Below are 20906 nucleotides of genomic sequence, written 5' to 3'. Positions count from 1 at the left end.
GCCCGCCACCCGGACGGGCGGTCACCCTATGCGGACGCGTCCCGCGAGACAACGTGCGCCGTGCGGTCGCGGTCATGCGGAGGCGCAGGGTTATGATCCTCGCGCTCCGGCTCGAACTGCCGTCCGGGGAACGGCAGTCGACGTCGTGGCGAACGGGACGGGGGTCTGCGTGCTGACCTGGGGGACGCGGCGGATTCTCGCGCACCGGCTGCCGGTGCTCGCCGCCGTACTCGCGGTGACCCTCTCAGCCACGGTGCTCACCGCCCTGGCCGCCTTCTCCACCGCCGCCGGGGACGCCGCGCTGCGCCGCACCCTCGCCGCCACCGACCACCGAGCCGACACCGCGCTGCGGATCACCGCCGACGTGCCCGGGGGAGAGCGGGACAGGGCCCGCGACACCGTGGCCCGGCAGGCCCGTGCCGCGTACGACGGGCTGCCCGTCACGGTCCGGGAGAGCGAACGCTCCGTCACCTACGCGCTGCCCGGCGGTGACCGCGACCGGCCCGACCTCACCCAGCTGGCCACCCTCGACACCGGCCGCGTACGCCTGGTCTCCGGGCGGCTGCCGTCCGCCGGCACCGCGCGCCGGGTCGCCGTGGCCGTGCCCCGGGTGGCCGCCGAACGGCTCGGCGTCCGCGCGGGCGACACCCTGCGCCTCACCGGGCGGCTCGACTCCCGGGCGCTGCGCGTCACCGTCACCGGGGTCTACGAGCCACAGGACGCGTCCGATCCGTACTGGCGGCTCGACCCCTTGCGCGGCCGTGGCGCGGCGACGGTCTCCTTCACGACGTACGGGCCCCTGCTCACCTCCGCCGAGGCGTTCACCACGGGCCGGGTGGCGACCGACAGCACCGCGTGGAGCGTCACCGCCGACACGCGCCGCGTCACCGTCGCCGACTCCGGCGCCCTGCGGGCCGATGTCGTGCGGGCCCGCGCCGCACTGCGCGGCGCGCCCGAGCTGGGCGGCTCCGCCGTCGTGGCCACGAAGCTGCCCGCGCTCCTCGACCAGGCGGCCACGGCGCGTTCGGTCGCCGCGACGTCACTGCTGACCGCGGCCGTCCACCTCGTCGTCCTGGCCACCGGCGTCCTGCTGCTCGTCGCCCGGCTGCTGCGCGAGCGGCGCACCGCCGAGACGACGGTGCTCTACGCCCGTGGCGCCTCCGCCCGCGCGCTGGCCGCCGTCGCAGCCGTGGAGGCGGCGTGCCTGGCGGTGCCCGCGGCCGCCGTCGCCGTCCTCGCCGCACGCCCGCTGGCCGGCCTCTTCGCCGCCGACGCCGCGCGCGCCCCGCTGACCGGCGCCGTGTTCCTGGTCGGCGCCGCGACCTCCCTCGCCGGGGCAGTCGTCGTCCTCGCCACCGCCACCCCCACCCGGGGCGACGGCGCGACCGCACGCGCGCGGGCGCTGCCGGGACCCGCCCGAGCCGGCGCGGACCTCGCCCTTGTCGTCCTCGCCGCCGCGGCCTGGCTCCCGCTGCGCTCCGGCGACACCCTCACCCCGGTCGCCGCCTGCGCACCGGCACTCACCCTCCTCGCTGCCACCGTGCTGATGCTGCGGCTGCTTCCGTGGGCCGCACGCGCCGCCGAGCGGATCGCCGCCCGCGGCCGTGGCGCGGGCGCCGCCCTCGCGTGCCGGCAGTTCGCCCGACGGCCCGCCACTGCCACCGCGCCGGTTCTGCTGCTCGTCCTCACCCTGGCCACCGGGCTGCTCGCCGTCGGGCAGAACTCCTCCTGGCGCACCTCCCAGCACGACCAGGCCGACCACACGGTGGGCGCCCCGCTGCGCGTGACCGACGCGCGCCCGGCCGGCCCCGGACAGACCGGCCGCGTCGACGGCGTGCCGGACCTGACGACCGTGGCGCCCGTACACCGCGCCGAAGGCCCGCAGGCCACCGTGCTCGCCGCCGACACCACCGCCCTGCGGTCCGTCGTCCTGCTGCGGCCCGCGCTCGCCGACGCCGACCCACTCGCGGCGCCCGCCGCGGCGCGCCCCACCGTGTCCGGTACCCGCGCGGTCCTGCCCCCCGATGCCCGCGCGCTCCTCATCGACGCGCGGACTGACCGGCGGGAGTCCGCGAGTGACGACGGCAGGGCCACGCTGCTGTCGGTGGTCGTCACCGACCGGCACGGCACCGCCTACCGGCTGTCCGCGGGCGGACTGCCGGCCGACGGCCGCGTCCACCGGCTGCGCGCCGCCCTCGACACCACCGCGGACACCACGCGTGCCGCCCCCGCCGGCCCGCTCATTCTGACCGGGATCGACGCGGAGAGCCCCGTCCCCGGCCGCGACCGCGCCGCCGCGTTGCGCATCGAGGCGCTCCACACCGCGCGCCGCGGCGACACCGTCCGCGCCCTGGACCTTCCCGCCGCACTGACCTGGAGCGCCGACGCCACCGTCACCCGCGGCACCCTCGACGATCCGCCCCGCGCACTGCGCCCGCGCGTCGACGGGAACGCCGTCACGGTCGGCTACCGCACCGGCGCCGCCGACCCCGCGTCCGCCACCGTCACCGTGCGGCTTCGTCCCGGCGCGCAGCCCCGCGTCCCGGCGGTGCTGCCCGCGCTCGCCACCGACGCCTACCTGCGAGCCACCGGAGCCCACGCGGGCGACACCGTCGACGTCACCCTCTCCGGAGAGACCCTGCGGGTGCGGCTCGCCGCCACCGCTCGCTCCTTCCCCACCACCGGCACCGGCGGCGCCCTCGTCGTGGACCTGGCCGCCGCCGACGCCTGGCTGACCGCCCGAGGCCGCGCCCCTCTCGCCCCGAACGAGTGGTGGGCCGGGCCCGCCCCCGGCCGCACGGAACAGGCCGCCGCCGCGCTGCGCGCCGCGCACCCGGGAGCCACCGTGGCCGTGCGCGACGAGACCGTCGCCCGGCTCCTCGCCGATCCGCTCAGCGGCGGAGTGCGCGGCGCACTGTGGGCCACGGCCGAGGCGGCCGTCGTCCTCGCCGCGCTCGGCCTCGCGGCGGCCTGGGCCGCGACGGCGCGGGTCCGCCGGCCGGAGTTCGCCGTGCTGAGCGCGCTCGGCGCGCCCCGCAGGCTGCCCATGCTGCTCATCGCGGCGGAGAACGCCGCGCACCTCGTCACCGGCCTGGTCTCCGGCACCGTCCTCGGCGTCCTGCTGGTGCACGCCGTGGTCCCGTACACCGTGCGCACCGCCACCGGCGCCCGGCCCGTGCCCACCGCCGTCACGGACCTGCCCGTTCCGCACGTCCTCCTGCTGCTCGCCGCCGTGGCCACGGCGCCCGTCGTGGTCACCGTCCTGCTCGCCCGCCACGCGACCCGCATCCCCGCGGGCACCGGAACGGAGCCCGCATGACCATCCGTCACGCCGAGCGGACCGACCGCGACGCGGCGGCGGCGCGGGAGGTCCCACGCCGGCGCCACACGCACCGGGTCCCCGCCCCGTGGTTGCGGACCCGGCTGCGCGCCGCACCCCGGGCGGTGCTCGCGCTCGCCGCGCTCACCTGCTTCGTCGCGTTCGTCGCCGCGGCGCTGCCGCGCGCCGACGACGCCGTCGCCTCACGGGCCCTGCACGCGGCCCTCACCGACGCGGGAACCCCCCGCACGGTCGTCGAACTGACGGCGCCGCAGCCCTCGTTGGCGCTCGGGACACGTGAACGCGCCGCCGCCGTCGCCCCGGAAGCACTCGCCCGGGTGACGCACAGGGCACCCCGGACGTTCCCCGCGCCGCTGACCACCCGGGCCGAGAACGCCGTGGCGGAGGTCCGCACCACCCACCAGCTCCTGGGCACAGACCCCGCGCTGCCCCGCCCCGAGGCCGTCCCGCCGCACTTCAGCGTGCACGCGCTCGGCGGCCTCGACGAGCACGCCCGGGTGCTGCGGGGCCGGCTGCCGCGCGCCGCGCACGACACCACCGAGACCACCCGCACCGCGGAAGCCGCCGTCACCGAGGCCACCGCCCGCGCGCTGCGGCTGCATGTCGGCAGCACGGTGCCGACCGCTTACGAGAACGGCTCCCAGGGGCCCGAGTTCACCATCACCGCGATCCTGCGCCCGCGCGCGCCTGCGGGCCCGTACTGGTCGGCCGATCCGCAGCTCGGTACTCCCGGCATGGCCGCCACCAGCGACAGACTCCCGGCCCTGTACTGGTCGGCGGCGCTGCTGCTGCCCGCCGAGGCCGCACCCGTGCTGCTCGGCACCCAGACCCAGCCCGAACTCGCCTGGCGGTTCATCCCCGACACGGACGCGCTCACCGGCGAGGACGCCGAAGGGATCGTCCGCGCCGCCGCGTCCCTGCGCCAGGGCCCCGCGTCCTTGCGGCTACGCGCCCTCGCCGGGCCCAGCGCCGCCGTCACCACACAACTCGGCGACGTGGCAGCCGCCCACAACCGGCAGAGAGAAGCCGTCAACCCGCTCGTCACGGCGGGCCTCACCGGAGCCGCCGCCGTCGCCGCGCTCGTCCTGACCGCCACGGCGGCTCTCCTCACCCGTCGCCGCGCCCCCGAACTCGCGCTGCTGCGCGCCCGGGGCGCCGGCCTGATCTCCCTGGCCGCCCGTACCGGCGCCGAGACGGCCGTGACCACGCTGCCCGCGGCGGCCGTCGGCCTGCTGCTCGCGCGACTGGTGCTGCCCGACGGGCGCGAAGCACCGGCCGTCCTCGCGGTCGCGGCCGTCGCCGTCCTCGTCTGCCTGACACCGCCGCTGCTCGTCGTCGCCGTTCACCGGGTGCCGCGCGCGCACGACGAGCGCGAGGACCTCGCCGCCGTACGCCCCGGACGCCGCCGCCTCGTCGCCGAGGCGACGATCGTGCTCCTGACGGCCGGTTCCCTGGTGGCGCTGCGCGCCGCGGGCGCGGACTCGACGGCGGCGGTCGCCGTCGTTCCCGTACTGACCGCGCTGCTCGGAGCGCTTCTGCTGCTGCGGCTGACCCCGCCGCTGCTGCGGAGTGCCGCCCGTTCGACGGCGCGGCTGCGCGGTCCGGTGGTGTTCCTCGCGCTGGCCCGCGCCGGACGCGCCCCGGCCGCAACCGCGTTCCCGCTGTGCGCCCTCGTGATCGCCCTGACCACGGCCGCGTTCGGCGGCTCCGTCCTTCTCGGCACCACGGCCGCCCGGGACCGCGCGGCACTGCTCGCCACCGGTGCGGACGCCCGCGTCGACGTCCTGGGCGGCGGCCGGCTGCCCGCCGGGGCGCGGGACGCCGTGGCCGCCCTGCCCGGCGTCCGCTCGGTCACCTCGGTGGGCACCGACACCGACGGGCAAGTGGGGGGCCACCGGGTCACCGCCGTCGCCGTCCCCGCCGGGGCGTACGCGCGGCTGTCCCGCTCCACCGGCAACGGCGGTTTCCCCGCGGCCGCCCTCCAGCCCCGGAGCGGCGCCCTGGGCGCGGTCGCCTCTCCTGGCCTCGCCCGCCGCCTGGGCACGGGACCGCAGCGGGTCCAGGCGTTCGGCCGCACCCTCACCGTGCGCGTCACCGCCGCCCGTACGAGCACACCGGCCGTCGGGCACGGTGCGTTCCTCCTTCTCGACCAGACCCTGATGCGGGCCGGGGGCGCGACGAGCCTGCTGGTCACCGGCACCCCGGCCGGTGCGACGGCCCTCGAACGCGCGGCCCGCGCCAAGGGCTCCACGCCCGTGCGCGCCGTACTCCGCTCGGAAGTGCGGGCACGGTACGCGGCCCCGCCGCTCCAGGAGGGCACGTTCCGCGTCTACGCCGCGGCGGTCGGCGCCGCGGGCGCGCTCGCCGCCCTCGCGCTCGCGCTGTCCCTGCTCCACGACGCCGACGCCCGCGCCGCATTCCTCGGCCGGCTGCGCACACTGGGCCTCGGGGCCCGGCAGAGCCGCCGTCTCGCCCTGCTGGAGGCGGTGCCGCTCGCGGTGACCGCAGCCGTCGGCGGCGCCGTCACCGGCTGGGTCGCGATCGCCCTCGCGGGCCCGGCGGTCGACCTGCGGCTGCTCGCCGTCGGCACCGCCCCCGCAGGGCCGGACGGCACGACCGTCCCCGAGGGTTTCCACCCCGCGCTGCACGCCGCGCCCACTGCCCTGGTGCTGCCCGCCGCCGCGGTCCTGGTGCTCGCGGCCGTCGTCACGGTGCTGCACACACGCCGGGCGGGCGATCCGGGCGGCCGACGCAGGTGGCCCCGGGCCCGCGAGGCCGGCCCGGGCAGCCTCAGGGACGCTGCGCCTCCCGGCGCCGGACGCACCCCTGGCCTTCCGGGCACCAGCGACCCCGCCGGGGTGAGCCCCACCGCGGCGAATTCGACCGAACGCACGCAGGAGGAGCCCTCATGACCGTGCCCCAGCCGTCCTCGGCCGGGTCCCGTCCGGCCGGCGCGGCGGGCGAGCCGGACGGCTCCCGGACCCGCCGCACCCTCGCCGAACTGGAGGAGCGGGCGGGGCGCGAACGCCCCGTCCACGGCCGGGACGCGCTCGTCGTCTGCGACCGGCTCGTCCGGGTCTTCACCGCCGACGGTGTCGAGGTGCAGGCCCTGCAAGGGCTCGACCTGCTAGTCCGCGAGGGGGAGTTGACCGCACTCGTGGGTGCTTCCGGCAGCGGCAAGTCGACGCTGATGAACATCCTGGCCGGCCTCGACGTGCCGACCGCCGGCGCGGCCCGGGTCGCCGGACGGGACCTGCTGACCATGCGCGCCCGCGAGCGCCTCGCCTATCGGCGCGAGACCGTCGGCTTCGTGTGGCAGCGCACCTCGCGCAACCTGCTGCCCTACCTGGACGTGGCGCAGAACGTCGCCCTGCCGATCCGGCTCGCGGGCCGCGGCGGCCGCAAGGCCCGTGCGGCGGCCGCCGAGCGCGCGCACGACCTGCTCGGCCTGCTCGGCGTCGCGGACCGCTCCGACCGCCGTCCCGCCGCGCTCTCCGGCGGCGAACAGCAGCGGGTCGCCATCGCGGTGGCGCTCGCCAACAACCCTTCGCTGCTGCTGGCCGACGAGCCCACCGGTGAACTCGACTCGGCCACGGCCGCCGACGTCTTCGCGGCGTTCCGGCGCGCCAACGACGAACTGGGCACCACCGTACTGGTGGTGACCCACGACCAGGCCGTCGCGAACGAGGTCCGCCGTACCGTCGCCATCCGCGACGGACGCACATCCACGGAGACGCTGCGCCGGACCACGGTCGACGAGGGCGGTCGCACGTCGGTCGAGGCCCACGAGTACGCGATGCTCGACCGCGCGGGCCGACTCCAGCTTCCGTCGGAGTACGTGGAGTCCCTGTCGATGGAGCACCGGGTCATGCTCCAGCTCGAACGCGACCACATCGGCGTCTGGCCGGACACTCCGGCCCCGGACGCCGGAGCCTGACCAGGGCGAGGTCCGGAGCCACCAGAAGCTCCGTCACATTGCGTCGAAGTCATGGGAGTTATGCCAGTTCCATCATGACAGGTCAGGGGCTATTCCAGTAGGACGAAGGGCACAGCCTTTACGGCTTGTCCGGCATTCTCGGCGACATCCAGAATTCCGCCATGAATTACTCGGCGAAAATCGACCAGGACGACATCCTGCGAGCGCGGAATGTACTGCTCGCCTCGGGACGCCGCACTCCTCGCGAGGAAGTCGGCGCCTACCGTGTCCTTGCTCAGGTCAGTCCCGCCGCTTACCTGCCCCGCCTGGTGAAGGCGCTGCAGCACCTCAGTTACGACCCCAGCCACCGGCCCGAAGTGAGCCTCGCACTGTGCGAGGAGGCGGTGGCCGCCGCACGAACCGTCGATCCGGCCGAGCCGGAGCGCGCGAATCTCCTGTACGAGGCCCTCGGCACGTGCCAGAGAGGACTGTACGAAGTGGGCAGACGAGCCGAAGGGCTCGCCATGCGTGCGGAGATGCTCGCCATCGGAAGGGCTCAGGCGGAGACGTCACGAAGCCGCGCCATCAGAGGGTTGTCCGAGTGGGCCTCGGGACTCTCCGAAGAGGGCCGCTATGTCGAAGCCGCCGACGCCGCGACCGAGTTGGCGGCCACCGCGCTGCCCGGTGGCCCCGCCGAAGGTGGTCTGGCGTGGATCCTGCTGCAGTGGATCGCCGCTCTCCGTGACGCGGGCCGGTCCGAGGAGGCACTCGCCGCCTTCAAGACACTTGTCGACATGGAGGCGGCCGAAGCCGCGAACGACCGTGGCCCGATCGCCTGCCACCTCTTCGCGCTGTTCGAGTACGCGCGGATGCTCGGCACCCACGGCCGACGACGGGAGGCCGCCGCGGCCCGGCAGGAGGCGCTCGTCCTGCTGACGGAACTGGCGGCCACCGGCGAGCGCAAGTCCTGGAGCGGCTACCAGTCGTCGTACTGGGCGGTGCTGTCGCTGATGTCCGGCGCCGAGAGCGAGCGGCCGCGGCCCGGAGAACCCCGGCCGCCGTCGGGCGTCGTCACACTGCGGTGGTCACCCGACGTCCGACGCGACTACTTCGACAGCCGCGACGCGCTCCGTGACGAGGTGGACGCCCTCGCCACACGGGCCGCTGAAGATCCTGAAAGCCACCTCGCCGAACTGGTGCGGCTGCACCGGGTGTTCACCATTCGTTCCGCCGTCCACTGGGAAGCGGGCGCCCGAGGGTGCACCGAGCACACGGGCGCGCTGTTCGACGAAGGCGTGGAACTGGCGTTGCGCTGGTCCCGGCACCGCCCCGCGGAGGGAACTCCGGCAGTCGTCAGGTCGCTGCTCGACCGCTCGGCCTTCCGTGCCACCACCCGCGAGTTCGGGCCGGCCCTCGACGACTTCCGAGAGGTCCTGAGACAGCTGGAGGAGGAGTGCGGTTCGGACGGCTGACGAGCGTCCTTCGGTGACCGGACGGCCTGTACCGGTTCTCGAAGCCTTCTCGACCGGGACGGAAGCGTTCTTCGAGGCGTGTGCCCGAGCCTGAGCATGTCGTGGCGGGCTGCGTCGTCGGGAGGCCCTCGTGGGTGAACGGGACAGTGTCCGAACCGAGTTGCGGGTGGTGCGGGGCACCGCGGGGGAGGAGGAGCTCGCGGCGATCGCGGTGGTCCTCGGCGCCGTGCTGTCCGGGCGGGACCGAGACGAGGACGACTTGAAGGAGGAGCCGGGGACCGCGCGATGGGGGCAGGACGGCAGCCAAGGTGTCTACCGCGCTCCCCATTCGTGGCGCCATCCACCCCGACTCCCGTTCGCGGGTTGACGCGTGACCGTGACGGTCGGTGCGAAGGACGGTGGGCTGCTCGCCGGCGTGAACCGGTGCTCCGCCCCCGCGATGTGATGCGCAGGGGATCTGTCTAGACGACGGTGGCCGTGGCCGGCCATGCGCCACGGCCCACCAGATCGAGGACGAGCGCGGCGATGTTGTACGCGTCGTCCTCGCCGCGGTGATGCCGTCCTTCGAGCGGCAGTCCGGCGATCTGCAAGGCGTGAGCCATACCGGGCTTCTTGCGCAGCCCGTAGGCCGCGGCGAACACGGCCTTGGCGTTCGTGTGGGTGCGCTCCGTCGGCCGGCCGAAGGGGTAGGCGACTTCGTGGGCTTGACTCTGCCGCGCGAACTGCCGACGGTCGTACTCGCCCCAGCTGGCCCAAGGGCGCTCCCCGGCCTCGTGGTCCTGGACGAGGATCCGGCACGCGTCGGCGAAGGTGACGCCTTGCTCCACCTCGGCTTGGGTCAGGCCGGTCAGTTCGGTGCAGAAGTCGCTCACCGCTGACCGGGCGGGGCGGACCAGGATGCGGTGCCTCGACACGCGGCGCCGTGCCGACACGTCCACGACGGCGAGACCGATCTCGATGATCTCGCTCACGGAGCCGGGCGGCGGTTGTCCGTCCCAGCAGGTGGCTTCCACATCGATGACGTTCAGCAGGGCGGATTCGCGGCGCATGCGGCCGAGCGTAGAGACGCGAGCTGGGTCCCGGCATCCCCATTTGTGCGGGGCGGCATCGGGGGCCGACGTGTCAGAGGGTGCCGTCCCCGGGGATGCCCAGCTGTTCGGCCACGGTGGTGAGGGCGGTTCCCAGCGGGAGCGTGACACGGGCGACGGCGTGCTGGTCGCCCCGCGTGGGGTCCCGGTTGACGATCACCACCGGCTTTCCGGCCTGAGCGGCATGACGGACGAACCGGAGACCCGACATCACGGTCAGTGAGGATCCGAGGACCAGCAGCGAGGTCGCCCCGTCGACCAGGGCGCGGCAGTGCGCGACCCGGGACGGCGGAACGGACTCGCCGAAGAAGACCACGTCCGGTTTGAGAATGCCGCCGCAGACCGTGCAGGGAACGACGTGGAAGTCGCCGACCTGCTCGTCGGTGAGGTCGGCGTCGCCGTCCGGATTCATGGCGGCGGCCACCGGGGCGAAACCAGCGTTGGCCTCCTCCAGACGGCGGGCCAGTTCCCGGCGCGGGGTGAAAGCGCCGCAGGTCAGGCAGACGACCCGGTCCAGGCTGCCGTGGAGCTCCACGACACCCTCGCTTCCGGCTGCCTGGTGCAGACCGTCGACGTTCTGCGTGATCACACCCGAGAGCAGACCGTGCCGCTGGAACGCGGCGACGGCCCTGTGCCCCGCGTTCGGGCGAGCCCGGCCGAAGGTGCGCCAGCCGAGGTGGCTGCGCGCCCAGTAGCGCCGCCGGGCCGGGGCGCTCGCGGTGAACTCCTGGTAGGTCATCGGGGTGTGCCTGCTCAGGCTCCCGCCCTCGCCCCGGTAGTCGGGGATGCCGGACTCCGTGGAGATGCCCGCCCCGCTGAGCACCAGCACGCCGCCGGTGCCCAGCGCCTCGGCGACCGGCTCCAGGTCCGTGGTGCCCGGCGGCAGATCCCCGGTGGGGGTCCAGTTCAGAGTGGGACGCATGCGCATTCAGCCAGGGTACGGAATCCCGCGCCGCGACCCGGCACGTCGCTCAGGAAGGCAGGGCGCCGAGCTGGCGCAGCTGGGTGAGGACGTCGACGACGCCCCGTATTTCTGCGATCCGCCCGTCGACGAAGCGGAAGACGAAGATCTCGCCGTAGGTGACCGCGCGACCCGTGGGGGCCAGGCCCCGGTACTCGCCCTGGTGGGTCCCGGTCACGGTGTTCCTGGAGACGACCTTGTCCCCCTCCGCGACCGTCTCCTCGATGGTGACGTGGATGTCGGGGAAAGCGCGCAGCAGCACGTCCCACACCTGCTTCAGCGCCTTCGCGCCGGTCTCGCCCATCGGGACGGGGGCATGGAAGCGCACGTCAGGTGCGACGAACTCGTCGATGGCCTTCAGGACGGTGTCCGGATCACCGCTGTTCACGGCGGAGTGGAAGCGGTGGAGCGTCGCCGTGTTGTCCGTCGTCTCGGTTGTCGGCATGCGGTCTCTCCTCGGGCCCGTGTTGGAAGGGGTCACAGCGATGAGACGGGGCGGCCGCTCGGAATGTGACACGGCCCCTGAGGGAGGCTCGCGGACGGTGCTTGACGCGCGGGACCTGCCGCCGGTTCGGCTGTCGCGCACGAGGGCGTCGGGCCCGCGCGAGCGGAGCGGGTCATCCGTCGTGCCGCGTCGTGGAGAAGTGGTCCGTCAGGGCCTGCACCACCACGCGGACCTCCGGTGACGTCCATCGCTCGCCATGGCGGACCAGTTGCACGGGGACGTCGGGCAGCGCCGGGCCCTCGATGACGGCCAGGCGCTCCTCGCGCAGCGCGGTCGCGACCGCCGTACGGGGCAGGATGCTGATGCCGAGACCGGCCATGACGCAGCTGCGGACCGCTTCGCTGCTGCCGAGGCGGGTCAGTCGGGTGTGCGCGCCGGACGCGGCCTGGAGCCGGCCCGCGATCCGGTCGCTGTAGGAGCAGCCCTCCTCGTGCAAGAAGACGTCCTCGTCGGCGAGTTGACGCCACGTGGCAGGCTTTCGTGACGAGGCCAGGGGGTGCCCCGGCGGTCCGACCAGGGACAGGGCCTCCCTCGCGATGACGGTCGCCGTCAGGTCGGGGAAGGCGACCGAGTCCTCCAGCAGCAGGGCCAGGTCGAGTTGGCCGCTGCGGAGTCCTTCGACCGAGGCGTGGGTGCCGGCGGGGAACAGGTGCACGGCGATGTTCGGGTGGCTGCGGCGCAGAGCGGCGATCACATGAGGCAGATGCGTGGAGCACAGGGTGTCTCCCGCGGCGACGGCGACCGTACCCGAGGGTTCGGAGTCCGCGGCGGCCGAGCGAAGCCTCGCCTCCGCGTCGAGGACGGCCGCGGCCTCCGGCACCAGTCGTCGTGCCGCGGCGGTCACGCGGGCCCCGCGCGGCATACGGTCGAAGAGCTGGACTCCGAGCATCTTCTCCAGGGACTTGACCTGCGTCGTCACCGTGGACTGCGAGAGATGCAGCTCCGCCGCGGCCGACGTGAAGTTCTCCGTCCGCGCGACGGTCAGAAACGTCCGGATCAGTTGTGTCTCCACACTCGGACCCTACCCGAGCCATCGCTTTTCCCGATGACATCCATCGAGAATCATCGCTTTCTTCGATGTCGGAGGGGTGGCACCGTAGAGACATGACTTCGAACCTCACCGACACGGTGCTGCACTACGCCGCCTTCACCGCCGACCCCCAGGGCGGGAACCCGGCGGGGGTCGTCCTGGACGCCGCGTCGTACGACGCCGCCCGCATGCTCGCCGTAGCCACGGACGTGGGGTACTCCGAGACGGCGTTCATCACGGAGCACGACATGGACGAACGCCGGTTCACCGTGCGCTACTTCAGCCCCCTCGCCGAGGTCGACTTCTGCGGACACGCGACCATCGCCGCCGCCGTGGCCCTGGCCGAACGCATCGGCCCGGGCCTGCTGATGCTGGACACCCAGGCCGGCGAAGTCCCCGTCCTCACGGTCGCCGACGCCGACGGTTCGCTGCACGCGACGCTGACCAGCGTCCCGACCCACACCCGGCCGGCGAGCGGGACCGAGCTGAGCGAGGCTCTCGCAGCACTGGGCTGGAAGCAGTCTGACCTCGACACCGAACTCCCGGCGCACGTCGCCTTCGGGGGCGTGCGGCACCTCGTCCTCGCCGCCGCCACCCGGGCCCGACTCGCCGACCTGGACTACGACTTCGACGCCCTCGGCGAGGTCATGCGCCGCCACGGCTGGACGACTCTGCAGCTCGTCTGGCGGGAGTCGGACGATCTGTTCCACGCCCGCGACCCGTTCCCCGTCGGGGGAGTCGTCGAGGACGCGGCGACCGGCGCCGCGGCTGCCGCGTTCGGCGGATACCTCAGGACCCTCGGCCTGGCACCGCACGGCCGTACCGTGCGCATCCACCAGGGCGACGACATGGGCCGCCCCAGCTTGCTCGACGTCGACATCGACGCCGCGGACCCGCGGGTACGCGTCAGCGGACAAGCGGTGCCGATCAAGCAGTGAACGCGGCAGGACCCCGGGCCCGCGTCGGGGCGAGCCGTCGCGGCCCGGGACCGGCGGAGCGCACCGCGCACTCCCCGGACCGCCGGCCGGCTCGGTCGGGGCGCCCGCTCAGGTCGTGTCCAGGTCGGCGAGGAACAGATGGTGGTCCGAGTGGACGCTCGGGCGCACACGGTGCCGCGACGAGTCGATCCCTCGCAGGAAGACGTAGTCGAACTTGCTCTGCCAGTCGGTCGTGGGCTCGCAGGCCCCGGAGACGGAGTGGCGGCACTGCGGGTCCGTGTCGAGGGCCAGTGTCCACATCCTGTCGAGCTCGGGGGCGTCCGGTACGGCGTTGAAGTCGCCGAGGACGATCGCGCGGTCGTGCCGGGCGACCTCAGCGGCCAGTACGCGCGCCTGGGCCGCCCGGACCCCCTCCTGCCGCCGCTGGGCGAGGTGTGTGTCGAAGACCCGGACGGACCGTCCGCCCACGGTGGTGGTGACGGCCATGTACCCACGGTCCTCGGATCCGCCGTCGGGGTATTCCGCCCGGAGGACGTCTTTCATCGGTGCCGCCGAGAGGATCGCCTGTCCGTAGCCGCCCGGACGCCACGGCACACCTCCGCAGCGGCTCCAGTTCCTGAGGACCGCCCCGTACTCGACGTGGTAGACCAGCCCGTGCAGGTTCTCCAGATGGTCCCGGATGCTCTCCACGTCCCGCACGCACGCTTCCTGCAGGCCGATGACCTGCGGCGCGTACGTGGCGATCTCCGCCGCCCGGGCTGCGTTGCTCGCGTCGCACGGGTTGCAGATGTTCCACGTCATCACCCGGTTCGGCACGACGTCCCTGACCGCCTCGACCGGCAGCGACCCGCCGAAGAGGGCATCCCTGGGGGCACTTGGCCCTATGAGCGCCATGCAGGCCACGATCAGTGCGCCGACGTGCAAGCGCGTGCCCCTGGCGAGCACATCGCCTCCTCGAAGTCGATTCCCCTGACATCCGACGTGTTCCTGTACGAGGTTATGGGACACGCCGCCGCCGGCCCGCGCGGAGTCGGCGATCCCGTCGCGGCCCGGACGGTGGCACGGCGTTCGCCGCCTCTCACCCGATGGTGACGACACGTGCCCAGCCGGGCGGAGTGTCCGGGACGTAGTCGGGATCGTCCTCGCGCGCGGAGCCGGCGGGCCGGGGGAAGAGACCGACGACGGTGCGGCAGGGCGGTGGCGCGGAGGGCCACGGGGTCTGCCCGTCCGTCAGCGCCACGATGACGTCGGGACCGGGCCGCGAGCGCAGCGCCCGGGCGAAACCGGAACGCAGGTCCGTGCCACCGCCGCCGATCAGCTCCATGCTTTCGGCACGGCAGAGCGGGACGGCGACTCCGGCCGCCGCGTCGCAGGAGATGACGGAGACCAGGTCGCGCCGCCCGCCCACCGCCCGGGAGATCGCCCCGACCTCCAGCAGCGCGCTGCCCAGTTCGGCGTCGCTCACCGACCCGGAGGTGTCGATCACGACGCAGACCCGCGGCGGAACACGGCGCAGGCTCGGCAGGATCACCCCGGGAAGGCTCGCGGAACGCCGGGACGGCCGCCGGTAACTGTGGTTCTCGCCCGCCCCCGGGGCGCCGGCGGCCGAGCGGATCGCCGACCCCAGCAACTGCCGCCAGGGCTGAGGCGGTTGGAACGCCTCGTCCGCCCAGCGGCGCCACCCCTCGGGCGCGCTGCCCGGCCGGCCCTTGATCGCCTCCGCGACCCGGAAGCGAACCGCGTCCCGCTGCTGCCTGGTCAGCCCGTTCGCCCCGTCGGGGCCCAGCTCCCACGAGCGGTGCTGCCCGTCGGCGCCACTGCCGCAGTCCAGCCAGGCCAGGTCCGCGAGCCCGGACATGGAGGACCGCCGCAGGTACTCCTCCATCAGCAGTCCGTCGGGCAGCCGCAGCAGCGACGGCAGCACCACTCCGGCGGGCCGGGGCAGCCCGTCTCCGTAGATGTCGTCGTTGATCTCGAAGTCCGCGGCGATGTTCCGCCGCAGCCGTTCGCCCGGCCCGTACTCCTCGTGCTGCCGCGCGTACCGCTCGCCCCGCCCGTGGTGGTCCCGCAGCAGATGGGAGACCTCGTGCACCCAGACGCCCGCCAGTTCCTCCACCGGGGTGCGCGCCACGAACCCGGGGGAGACGTAGCAACGCCAGTGAGCGTCCACGGCCATCGTCGGCACCGACCGGTCCTCCACCACGTGCAGCGCGAAGAGCGCACCGGCGAGGTAGGGCCGTACGTTCACCGCGTGCAGCCGGGCGGTCAGCAACTTCTGCATGTCCAGCGGAAGTTCGGCCCGGTCGGACACATGGACGGGCCCCGGCCCCGGATGGACCTCCCTCACCGGGCGCGGCGCTGGGGGCCGGGGCATCGGACGCGGCACCGGCCGCTTCGCGACCTCCGCCATCAGCCCGCCACCCCCGTACGCCTGGCGGCCGCCGCCTTGACCCGTCCCACCGAGCGGTCCGCCTGCCGCGCGAGGCCGACCACCGCGGCCAGCCGCTCCATCGTCTCCGGCACCTCCCAGTCGTCACGGCGCACCGCGGCCAGTGCCGTCGCCGGAGCGACGAGCAGGTCCGCCGCGCCGGTCTCCAACGCCCGGACCAGGACGGCCCAGCCCGCCTCCCACCGCTGCCGCTCCGGCCGCGCGCCGACGGCGGCCACCACCGCCTCCAGGGCCGCCTGCCGCAGGTCACCCCGCTCCGGCAGCTCGGCGGCGCCCGGATCGGCCAGCAGTGTCTCCGGGTCCGGCAGGTCCATCCGGTCCAGATAGGCGAGGAGTTCGAGCCCCGGTCCGTCACCGACCGCGCCGCGTACGAGCAGTGCCAGTACGTCGCGTGAGACGGAGGCTGCGGTGCCGAAGGCCAGCAGGGTCAGCGCCGCGTCCCAGCTGCGGGGCGAGGGCCAGGCGCCCCCGCGTCGAGTCTCGGTGCTGGGCAGCCGGTGGATCAGGGTCGGCCGGGCGGCCAGGAAGCCGCAGACCGCGCGGCGGGAGAAGGCGACGGCTTCCGGCAGTCGTTCCGGCACCAGCCGGGGCAGTTCCGCCCTCGGCCAGACGCCCCCCAGGCCGCGCACCACCACTTCCTGGTCGTGCACCCAGTACAGGTGCACGAACCGGTTGGCCAGCGGAGGGCTCAGTTCCCACCCGTCCGCCGCCGAGGCGCGGGGGTTGGCGGCGGCCACGATCCGTACGCCCGGCGGCAGTTGCAGCGCACCCACCCGCCGCTCCAGCACGACCCGCAGGAGGGCGGCCTGCACGGCCGGGGTCGCGGTGGAGAGTTCGTCGAGGAACAGCAGCCCGCGTCCGGCCCGTACGAGTTCCACGGCCCACTGCGGCGGTGCCATCGGCACGCCCTGCACCGCCGGGTCCTCACCGACGACGGGCAGCCCGGAGAAGTCGGACGGCTCGTGGACGCTGGCGATCACGGTGGTCAGCGGCAGATCGAGGGAGTCCGCCAGCTGGGTCAGGGCCGCGGTCTTCCCGATGCCCGGTTCGCCCCACAAGAGAACGGGCAGGTCAGCCGCCACGGCCAGCGTCAGTGCTTCGAGCTGTTCGTCCGGGCGCGGCTCGGTGGTGGTCGTCCGCAGGAGGGAGAGCAGGTTGTCGGCGACGGCGAGGTGGGCGTCGGTCGCGTTCGCGCGAGCGGGTGCGCACGCTTCGTTGGTCGGGAACGGAGCGGACAGGAGCGTACTGGTGGTCATCGGCATCACCTTGAGGGCGTGAGGGGACGGGGAAGGATCCGTCCGGAGGTCATGAGGGCGCGCGGACGGCTGAACGCGCGCTCAGGTAAGGGGAGTTCGGTGGCGCCGGTCAGGACGCCAGGCCGGTCCGGGGCCGGGCGCGGCTGCTCAGCTTGCGGCGCACCGCGATCGGCGTACGCCGGTTCAGACGGGGTCGGTGGTCGGCCGTCGCGTGTGCCACGCCCGACGCGCTCTCAGGCCCTGCCGTACCGGCACCTGTGTGCACGTCGAGCAGTCCCGAACGGAAGAGCCCGTGGTCGACGCGGCGGGCCATGGCCGACTCCAGTTCGGTCTGGAGTGGTCCGTCGCGCAGGATCGCCGCAGGCCCGAGCAAGCCTTCGACCACGGCCAAGGCGCCGGTGACGTCGCCGTGCCGCAGCCGTTCCCGGACGGCGGGCAGCGCCTCCGGATCACGGTGCACCGCGTCGATGGCCCGTAGGCAGGGCAGTGGTGGGCCGCCGAGCGCCACGAGCAGTTCCTCCCGCCGCAGTTGGGCGGGATCGTGGTCGACGGCTGTCAGCACTCCGTCCCGGAGGGCGATGCGGTGGATCTCGCCCCGGCACGGCACGCGGTGCGGATCACCGGTTTCCGGAGGGCCTCCGTCGGCAGACGCAGGTCCGGGAGCCGTCAGCGCCGCGGCCACGAGAGGATGCAGCCCGTTCACCGGGACGAGCCCCGAGCGCAGCAGTTCCAGGTCCGGCAGGACGCGGGCCGCCGCCTCCGGCAGGACCGGCAGAGCAGCGGTCACCTGGGACGGCAGCGCGTCCTCGGGGAGCCGCCGGAGCGTCGGAACGTGGCTGTCGTCGGGCGCGACGAGGTCGAGTACGGCACACCTGCGCGCACCGAGCCGTACGGTGAAGGCCCCGCGAGGCAGCCCGTCGGCGCGCAGCAACAGCTCGGCCTCAGCTACCCAACTGCCGAACGCCCAATGGGAGTTGTCGCCGTAGTGCCGTTCCGGTCCATCCGGCCGCAGCGGCCCGTGCGTTTCGGGGCCCGGGTCAACTGCCGCGAGGGAGAGTGGTCTTCCCGGCCCGCACCGCGATGCCAGTTCATGGCTCCGCCCGGCGTCCCAGAGATGCCGGTGCAGGTCGAGCCGGAAGCGGCGGTCGGGATGCGGATGCGGGTGGTGCGCCGGGATGCCCCTGCCGTGACTGTCCGAGGCGTCCCACACCGCCAGGGACATGCGCTGTCCGGCATCCGCCCGGGCAGGCGGTGTCCGCACCACCAGGTGCAGCGGCGACCCGCCCGAACTCCGGTAGCGGGCAAGGGAGATGGTGAGTCCGGGGCGTAGCCGGCCGTCGGGGGCGATGCGGGGCATGTGCCAGCGGAGCAGATCCGGCGCCAGGCGACGCAGATCCGCCCGGAGGAGGGTGACGATGCCGGTGCCGTGACGACGGCGTACGGCGCGCAGATCGAGATCGACGTAGATGCGGGCGGCGGCGCAGGCCCCCGCCCAGTCACCGGCCGCGCGCCGCGCGGTCGCGTTCTCGATCATGGACGGTGGCACGGCGTACTCCCGTACGCGCTGCCACATCAACAGGTGGGGCGGAATCTCGTCCGCGAAGTGAAGTGCCATCAGCACTCACCGTTCGCGGAAGAGTCCCCCAATCCGAAAGAGGAGAAGTTCTTCATCGCGCGCATCGTAACCACGACGGTGAAGATCTGTCATGCGCCTATAGCGGTTGCCACCTCCAGCGCGTGTGGAGTGGGGGGCGAGGTGCCCTCGCCGGGGAGGCCCTGGCCCGACCTATCGAGCACCTGGTCATGGCCGCGACGGATGCACGGACAGTGACATTCATCACCACTCCAGCCGGTGACGCAAGGCGTCAGGAGAGCGGCTCACGGTCAGGAACGCCGACGACCCGCCGTGTCCCCGCACGTCCCGCGGCGAGTACGCCTCGACCGCGCTCGGAGTCGCTGCTAAAGCCCCGGTCTCGGCGCCCGCCGGCACCCCTGGCAGACCCCGTCCGGGGGAATGACCGGCCTGCCCGCGGTGTTCGATGATCTGCGGCATCAGTGCAGGCCGGTACTACAGTGCGCCCTCAGGGCGTGCGGATGGACCAGGGCGTGTCGCCAGCCGTGTGCACCGACGAACAAGGAGATGGATCATGAGTAACGAAGCGCAGCGGGCTCTGCTGGCGGGCGGCTGCTTCTGGGGCATGCAGGAACTGATCCGGTCACTCCCGGGTGTCCTGGACACGCGCGTCGGATACAGCGGCGGCGACCTCCCCAACGCGACGTACCGCAACCACGCCGGGCACGCGGAGTCCATCGAGATCACCTTCGATCCGGCGAAGACGGACTACCGCAACATCCTCGAGTACTTCTTCCAGATCCACGACCCGACGACGAAGAACCGGCAGGGGAACGACATCGGCGCCGACTACCGTTCGGCCATCTTCTACCTCGACGAGGAGCAGCGGCGCGTCGCCGAGGACACCATCGCCGACGTCGACGCCTCCGGACTGTGGCCCGGGAAGGTCGTGACCGAAGTGGTGCCCGCCGGGGCGTTCTGGGAGGCCGAACCGGAGCACCAGGACTACCTCCAGCGGTACCCCGACGGATACACCTGCCACTTCCCGCGGCCCAACTGGCGCCTGCCGAAGCGCGCCGCGAGCTGACCCACCCGGCTGACGGTCACCTGCCCCGCGGATCCCTGGTTCCGCGGGGCGGTTTCGTATACGCCGCCCGAGGAAGTCGGTGACCGCGGGCCGCTCGCGCCGGTCGAGCGCGACAGAGAACAGCGACGCGAAGGTGCGGCGGCCCTAGAGCAACTGCTGTCCGCCGTCGATGTCGTAGGTGGCCCCGGTCAGGGCCTCGTTGAGCATGATGTGAACGGCCAGCGCCGCGACGTCCTCCGGGCCGACGACCCGCCGGATGGGCAGGGTCGAGCGCAGTTCCTCGCGTCGTGCTTCGAGTTGGTCGCCGAGGAGCGAGGCCGACAACGCCGTGTCGACGAATCCGGCGGCGATGAGGTTCACGCGGATCGGCGCCAGTTCGAGTGCCAGGTTGGCAGTGAGTGCGGGCAGCGCCGCCGTGAGCGCGGAGATGACGGACAGGCCCCTGCCCGGGCGCCGTCCACCGGTTCCCCCGATGAACAGCAGCGTGCCTCCGGCTCGGACCCTGCCCTGACTGTATTTGCCGATGGCGAGGGTCATGGCGAGCCGGTCACCGAAGTGGCGGCTGGTCTCCGGCAGGTCCAGGTCGGCCAGGGGCGCGTAGGACGGGCCGCCTGCCGTCGACAGGACGTGGTCGACGGGGTGGGGGAGGTCCTGGAAGAACCGCTCCACCTGGTGGGTGTCCGTGGCGTCGAAGGTCGCGGTGCTCAACGGCTGGATGTCGGCGGCCGCTCGTTCCAGGCGTTGCGGATCGCGACCGACCATCACCACCTGGCCGCCCTCGTCACGTACGCGACGCGCGGTCGCCAACCCGATACCGGAACTCGCTCCGATCACCACGACGGTCTGATCGGCCAAGTCACGACCCTGGTTCTGCTCGCCCATCATGTGCCTCCGGTGATCGAGGGGGCCGGTGGAGGGTGAGTGGTGGACATCTCACACTCCGGGTCAACTGACCGTCCACGGCGAGGTGTTCGTCACGCCCGCGCCGGGCCAGGCGCCGCACGGAATCGCCCCGAGCCGGACGGGGCAGCCGCCGCGCAACCGAAGTCCCGTCACGCGCGCCCAGGTCGAGGCTGCTTGGTCCGGTACACACCTGGGACTTCGAAGGCGCGAGGTCCGCGTACGCTCCACGCCGGACCCGCCGCCATCGTTCTCACGCCGAGTTCTCGTATGCGACTGCCCGCGGTGCCGACACGCAGCGCGCCCGTCACGGCGCTCACCAACGTACCTCTCCCGGATGTCGCCCACCACTGGAGCGGCACCGGACCCTCGCAGGCGGGGGCCGGTGACA

At 73.8% G+C, this 20906-nt stretch carries 16 protein-coding genes; 7 read left to right on the top strand and 9 right to left on the bottom strand.

Features of this window, described 5'->3' with window-relative positions; genetic code table 11:
- Positions 1-145: 145 nt before the first annotated feature.
- The 5 genes from ACZ4VA_RS20290 to ACZ4VA_RS20270 all read left to right on the top strand — a co-directional run bounded on the left by ACZ4VA_RS20290 (position 146) and on the right by ACZ4VA_RS20270 (position 9095).
- Positions 146-3319, top strand: coding sequence for an FtsX-like permease family protein (locus ACZ4VA_RS20290; protein ID WP_468082296.1), 3174 nt, complete (start codon positions 146-148; stop codon positions 3317-3319).
- Complete coding sequence (locus ACZ4VA_RS20285) at positions 3316-6252, top strand: ABC transporter permease (RefSeq protein ID WP_468082295.1); 2937 nt, start codon at positions 3316-3318, stop codon at positions 6250-6252. The genes ACZ4VA_RS20290 and ACZ4VA_RS20285 overlap by 4 nt, the downstream gene beginning before the upstream one ends.
- Positions 6249-7277 (top strand): ABC transporter ATP-binding protein, encoded by a 1029-nt coding sequence (locus ACZ4VA_RS20280; protein WP_355790537.1) that lies wholly within the window; start codon positions 6249-6251, stop codon positions 7275-7277. Before ACZ4VA_RS20285 ends, ACZ4VA_RS20280 begins: the two co-directional genes overlap by 4 nt.
- A 125-nt stretch (positions 7278-7402) precedes the next feature.
- The gene (locus tag ACZ4VA_RS20275; protein WP_452921029.1) at positions 7403-8728 is read left to right on the top strand and encodes a hypothetical protein; all 1326 of its coding nucleotides are present in this window, start codon (positions 7403-7405) and stop codon (positions 8726-8728) included.
- 130 nt (positions 8729-8858) lie between these two features.
- Positions 8859-9095 (top strand): acyl-CoA carboxylase subunit epsilon, encoded by a 237-nt coding sequence (locus ACZ4VA_RS20270; protein ID WP_389391506.1) that lies wholly within the window; start codon positions 8859-8861, stop codon positions 9093-9095.
- 94 nt (positions 9096-9189) lie between these two features.
- Here ACZ4VA_RS20270 and ACZ4VA_RS20265 read toward each other — a convergent pair whose 3' ends face one another.
- From ACZ4VA_RS20265 to ACZ4VA_RS20250, 4 genes are all read right to left on the bottom strand, one after another.
- Positions 9190-9777 carry a 3'-5' exonuclease gene (locus ACZ4VA_RS20265; protein ID WP_355790546.1) on the bottom strand — a complete coding sequence of 196 codons (588 nt, stop codon included), beginning with the start codon at positions 9775-9777 and terminating at the stop codon, positions 9190-9192.
- A 73-nt stretch (positions 9778-9850) separates the two neighbouring features.
- Positions 9851-10744, bottom strand: a complete 894-nt coding sequence (locus ACZ4VA_RS20260) for an NAD-dependent protein deacetylase (protein WP_356174009.1) — start codon at positions 10742-10744, stop codon at positions 9851-9853.
- A gap of 43 nt (positions 10745-10787) precedes the next feature.
- Positions 10788-11222 carry an ester cyclase gene (locus ACZ4VA_RS20255; RefSeq protein WP_356174006.1) on the bottom strand — a complete coding sequence of 145 codons (435 nt, stop codon included), beginning with the start codon at positions 11220-11222 and terminating at the stop codon, positions 10788-10790.
- Between the two features lie 172 nt (positions 11223-11394).
- Positions 11395-12294, bottom strand: coding sequence for a LysR family transcriptional regulator (locus ACZ4VA_RS20250; protein WP_356174003.1), 900 nt, complete (start codon positions 12292-12294; stop codon positions 11395-11397).
- 92 nt (positions 12295-12386) lie between these two features.
- Between ACZ4VA_RS20250 and ACZ4VA_RS20245 the strand changes: the two genes are divergently transcribed.
- Complete coding sequence (locus ACZ4VA_RS20245) at positions 12387-13250, top strand: PhzF family phenazine biosynthesis isomerase (RefSeq protein WP_452921034.1); 864 nt, start codon at positions 12387-12389, stop codon at positions 13248-13250.
- A gap of 108 nt (positions 13251-13358) precedes the next feature.
- Here the strand turns inward: ACZ4VA_RS20245 and ACZ4VA_RS20240 are convergent, their stop codons facing one another.
- From ACZ4VA_RS20240 to ACZ4VA_RS20225, 4 genes are all read right to left on the bottom strand, one after another.
- Entirely contained in the window at positions 13359-14144 is a 786-nt protein-coding gene (locus tag ACZ4VA_RS20240; RefSeq protein ID WP_468082356.1) for an endonuclease/exonuclease/phosphatase family protein, read from the bottom strand.
- 184 nt (positions 14145-14328) lie between these two features.
- Positions 14329-15531 (bottom strand): vWA domain-containing protein, encoded by a 1203-nt coding sequence (locus tag ACZ4VA_RS20235; protein WP_468082294.1) that lies wholly within the window; start codon positions 15529-15531, stop codon positions 14329-14331.
- Positions 15532-15659: 128 nt separating this feature from the next.
- The gene (locus ACZ4VA_RS20230) at positions 15660-16955 is read right to left on the bottom strand and encodes an AAA family ATPase (protein ID WP_468082293.1); all 1296 of its coding nucleotides are present in this window, start codon (positions 16953-16955) and stop codon (positions 15660-15662) included.
- Between the two features lie 109 nt (positions 16956-17064).
- Entirely contained in the window at positions 17065-18570 is a 1506-nt protein-coding gene (locus ACZ4VA_RS20225) for a hypothetical protein (protein ID WP_468082292.1), read from the bottom strand.
- 532 nt (positions 18571-19102) lie between these two features.
- Here ACZ4VA_RS20225 and msrA point away from each other — a divergent pair.
- Positions 19103-19615, top strand: a complete 513-nt coding sequence (gene msrA / locus ACZ4VA_RS20220) for a peptide-methionine (S)-S-oxide reductase MsrA (protein ID WP_389391499.1) — start codon at positions 19103-19105, stop codon at positions 19613-19615.
- A gap of 144 nt (positions 19616-19759) precedes the next feature.
- On the opposite strand, the gene ACZ4VA_RS20215 is transcribed toward msrA, so the two are convergent.
- Positions 19760-20497, bottom strand: a complete 738-nt coding sequence (locus ACZ4VA_RS20215; protein ID WP_468082355.1) for an SDR family oxidoreductase — start codon at positions 20495-20497, stop codon at positions 19760-19762.
- Positions 20498-20906 lie beyond the last annotated feature (409 nt).

The organism is Streptomyces sp. NPDC028308 (assembly GCF_055565855.1).
Note: the sequence above shows the minus strand (reverse complement) of the source record. Positions and strands in the feature narration are given on the sequence as shown.

Bases quoted from the DNA above. Each gene is read 5' to 3' on its own strand.
- ACZ4VA_RS20285 (WP_468082295.1), top strand. From the start codon at position 3,316: ATGACCATCCGTCACGCCGAGCGGACCGACCGCGACGCGGCGGCGGCG.
- ACZ4VA_RS20280 (WP_355790537.1), top strand. From the start codon at position 6,249: ATGACCGTGCCCCAGCCGTCCTCGGCCGGGTCCCGTCCGGCCGGCGCG.
- ACZ4VA_RS20265 (WP_355790546.1), bottom strand. From the start codon at position 9,777: ATGCGCCGCGAATCCGCCCTGCTGAACGTCATCGATGTGGAAGCCACC.
- ACZ4VA_RS20260 (WP_356174009.1), bottom strand. From the start codon at position 10,744: ATGCGCATGCGTCCCACTCTGAACTGGACCCCCACCGGGGATCTGCCG.
- ACZ4VA_RS20255 (WP_356174006.1), bottom strand. From the start codon at position 11,222: ATGCCGACAACCGAGACGACGGACAACACGGCGACGCTCCACCGCTTC.
- ACZ4VA_RS20245 (WP_452921034.1), top strand. From the start codon at position 12,387: ATGACTTCGAACCTCACCGACACGGTGCTGCACTACGCCGCCTTCACC.
- ACZ4VA_RS20240 (WP_468082356.1), bottom strand. From the start codon at position 14,144: ATGGCGCTCATAGGGCCAAGTGCCCCCAGGGATGCCCTCTTCGGCGGG.
- ACZ4VA_RS20235 (WP_468082294.1), bottom strand. From the start codon at position 15,531: ATGCAGAAGTTGCTGACCGCCCGGCTGCACGCGGTGAACGTACGGCCC.
- ACZ4VA_RS20230 (WP_468082293.1), bottom strand. From the start codon at position 16,955: ATGACCACCAGTACGCTCCTGTCCGCTCCGTTCCCGACCAACGAAGCG.
- ACZ4VA_RS20225 (WP_468082292.1), bottom strand. From the start codon at position 18,570: ATGGCACTTCACTTCGCGGACGAGATTCCGCCCCACCTGTTGATGTGG.
- msrA (WP_389391499.1), top strand. From the start codon at position 19,103: ATGAGTAACGAAGCGCAGCGGGCTCTGCTGGCGGGCGGCTGCTTCTGG.
- ACZ4VA_RS20215 (WP_468082355.1), bottom strand. From the start codon at position 20,497: ATGGGCGAGCAGAACCAGGGTCGTGACTTGGCCGATCAGACCGTCGTG.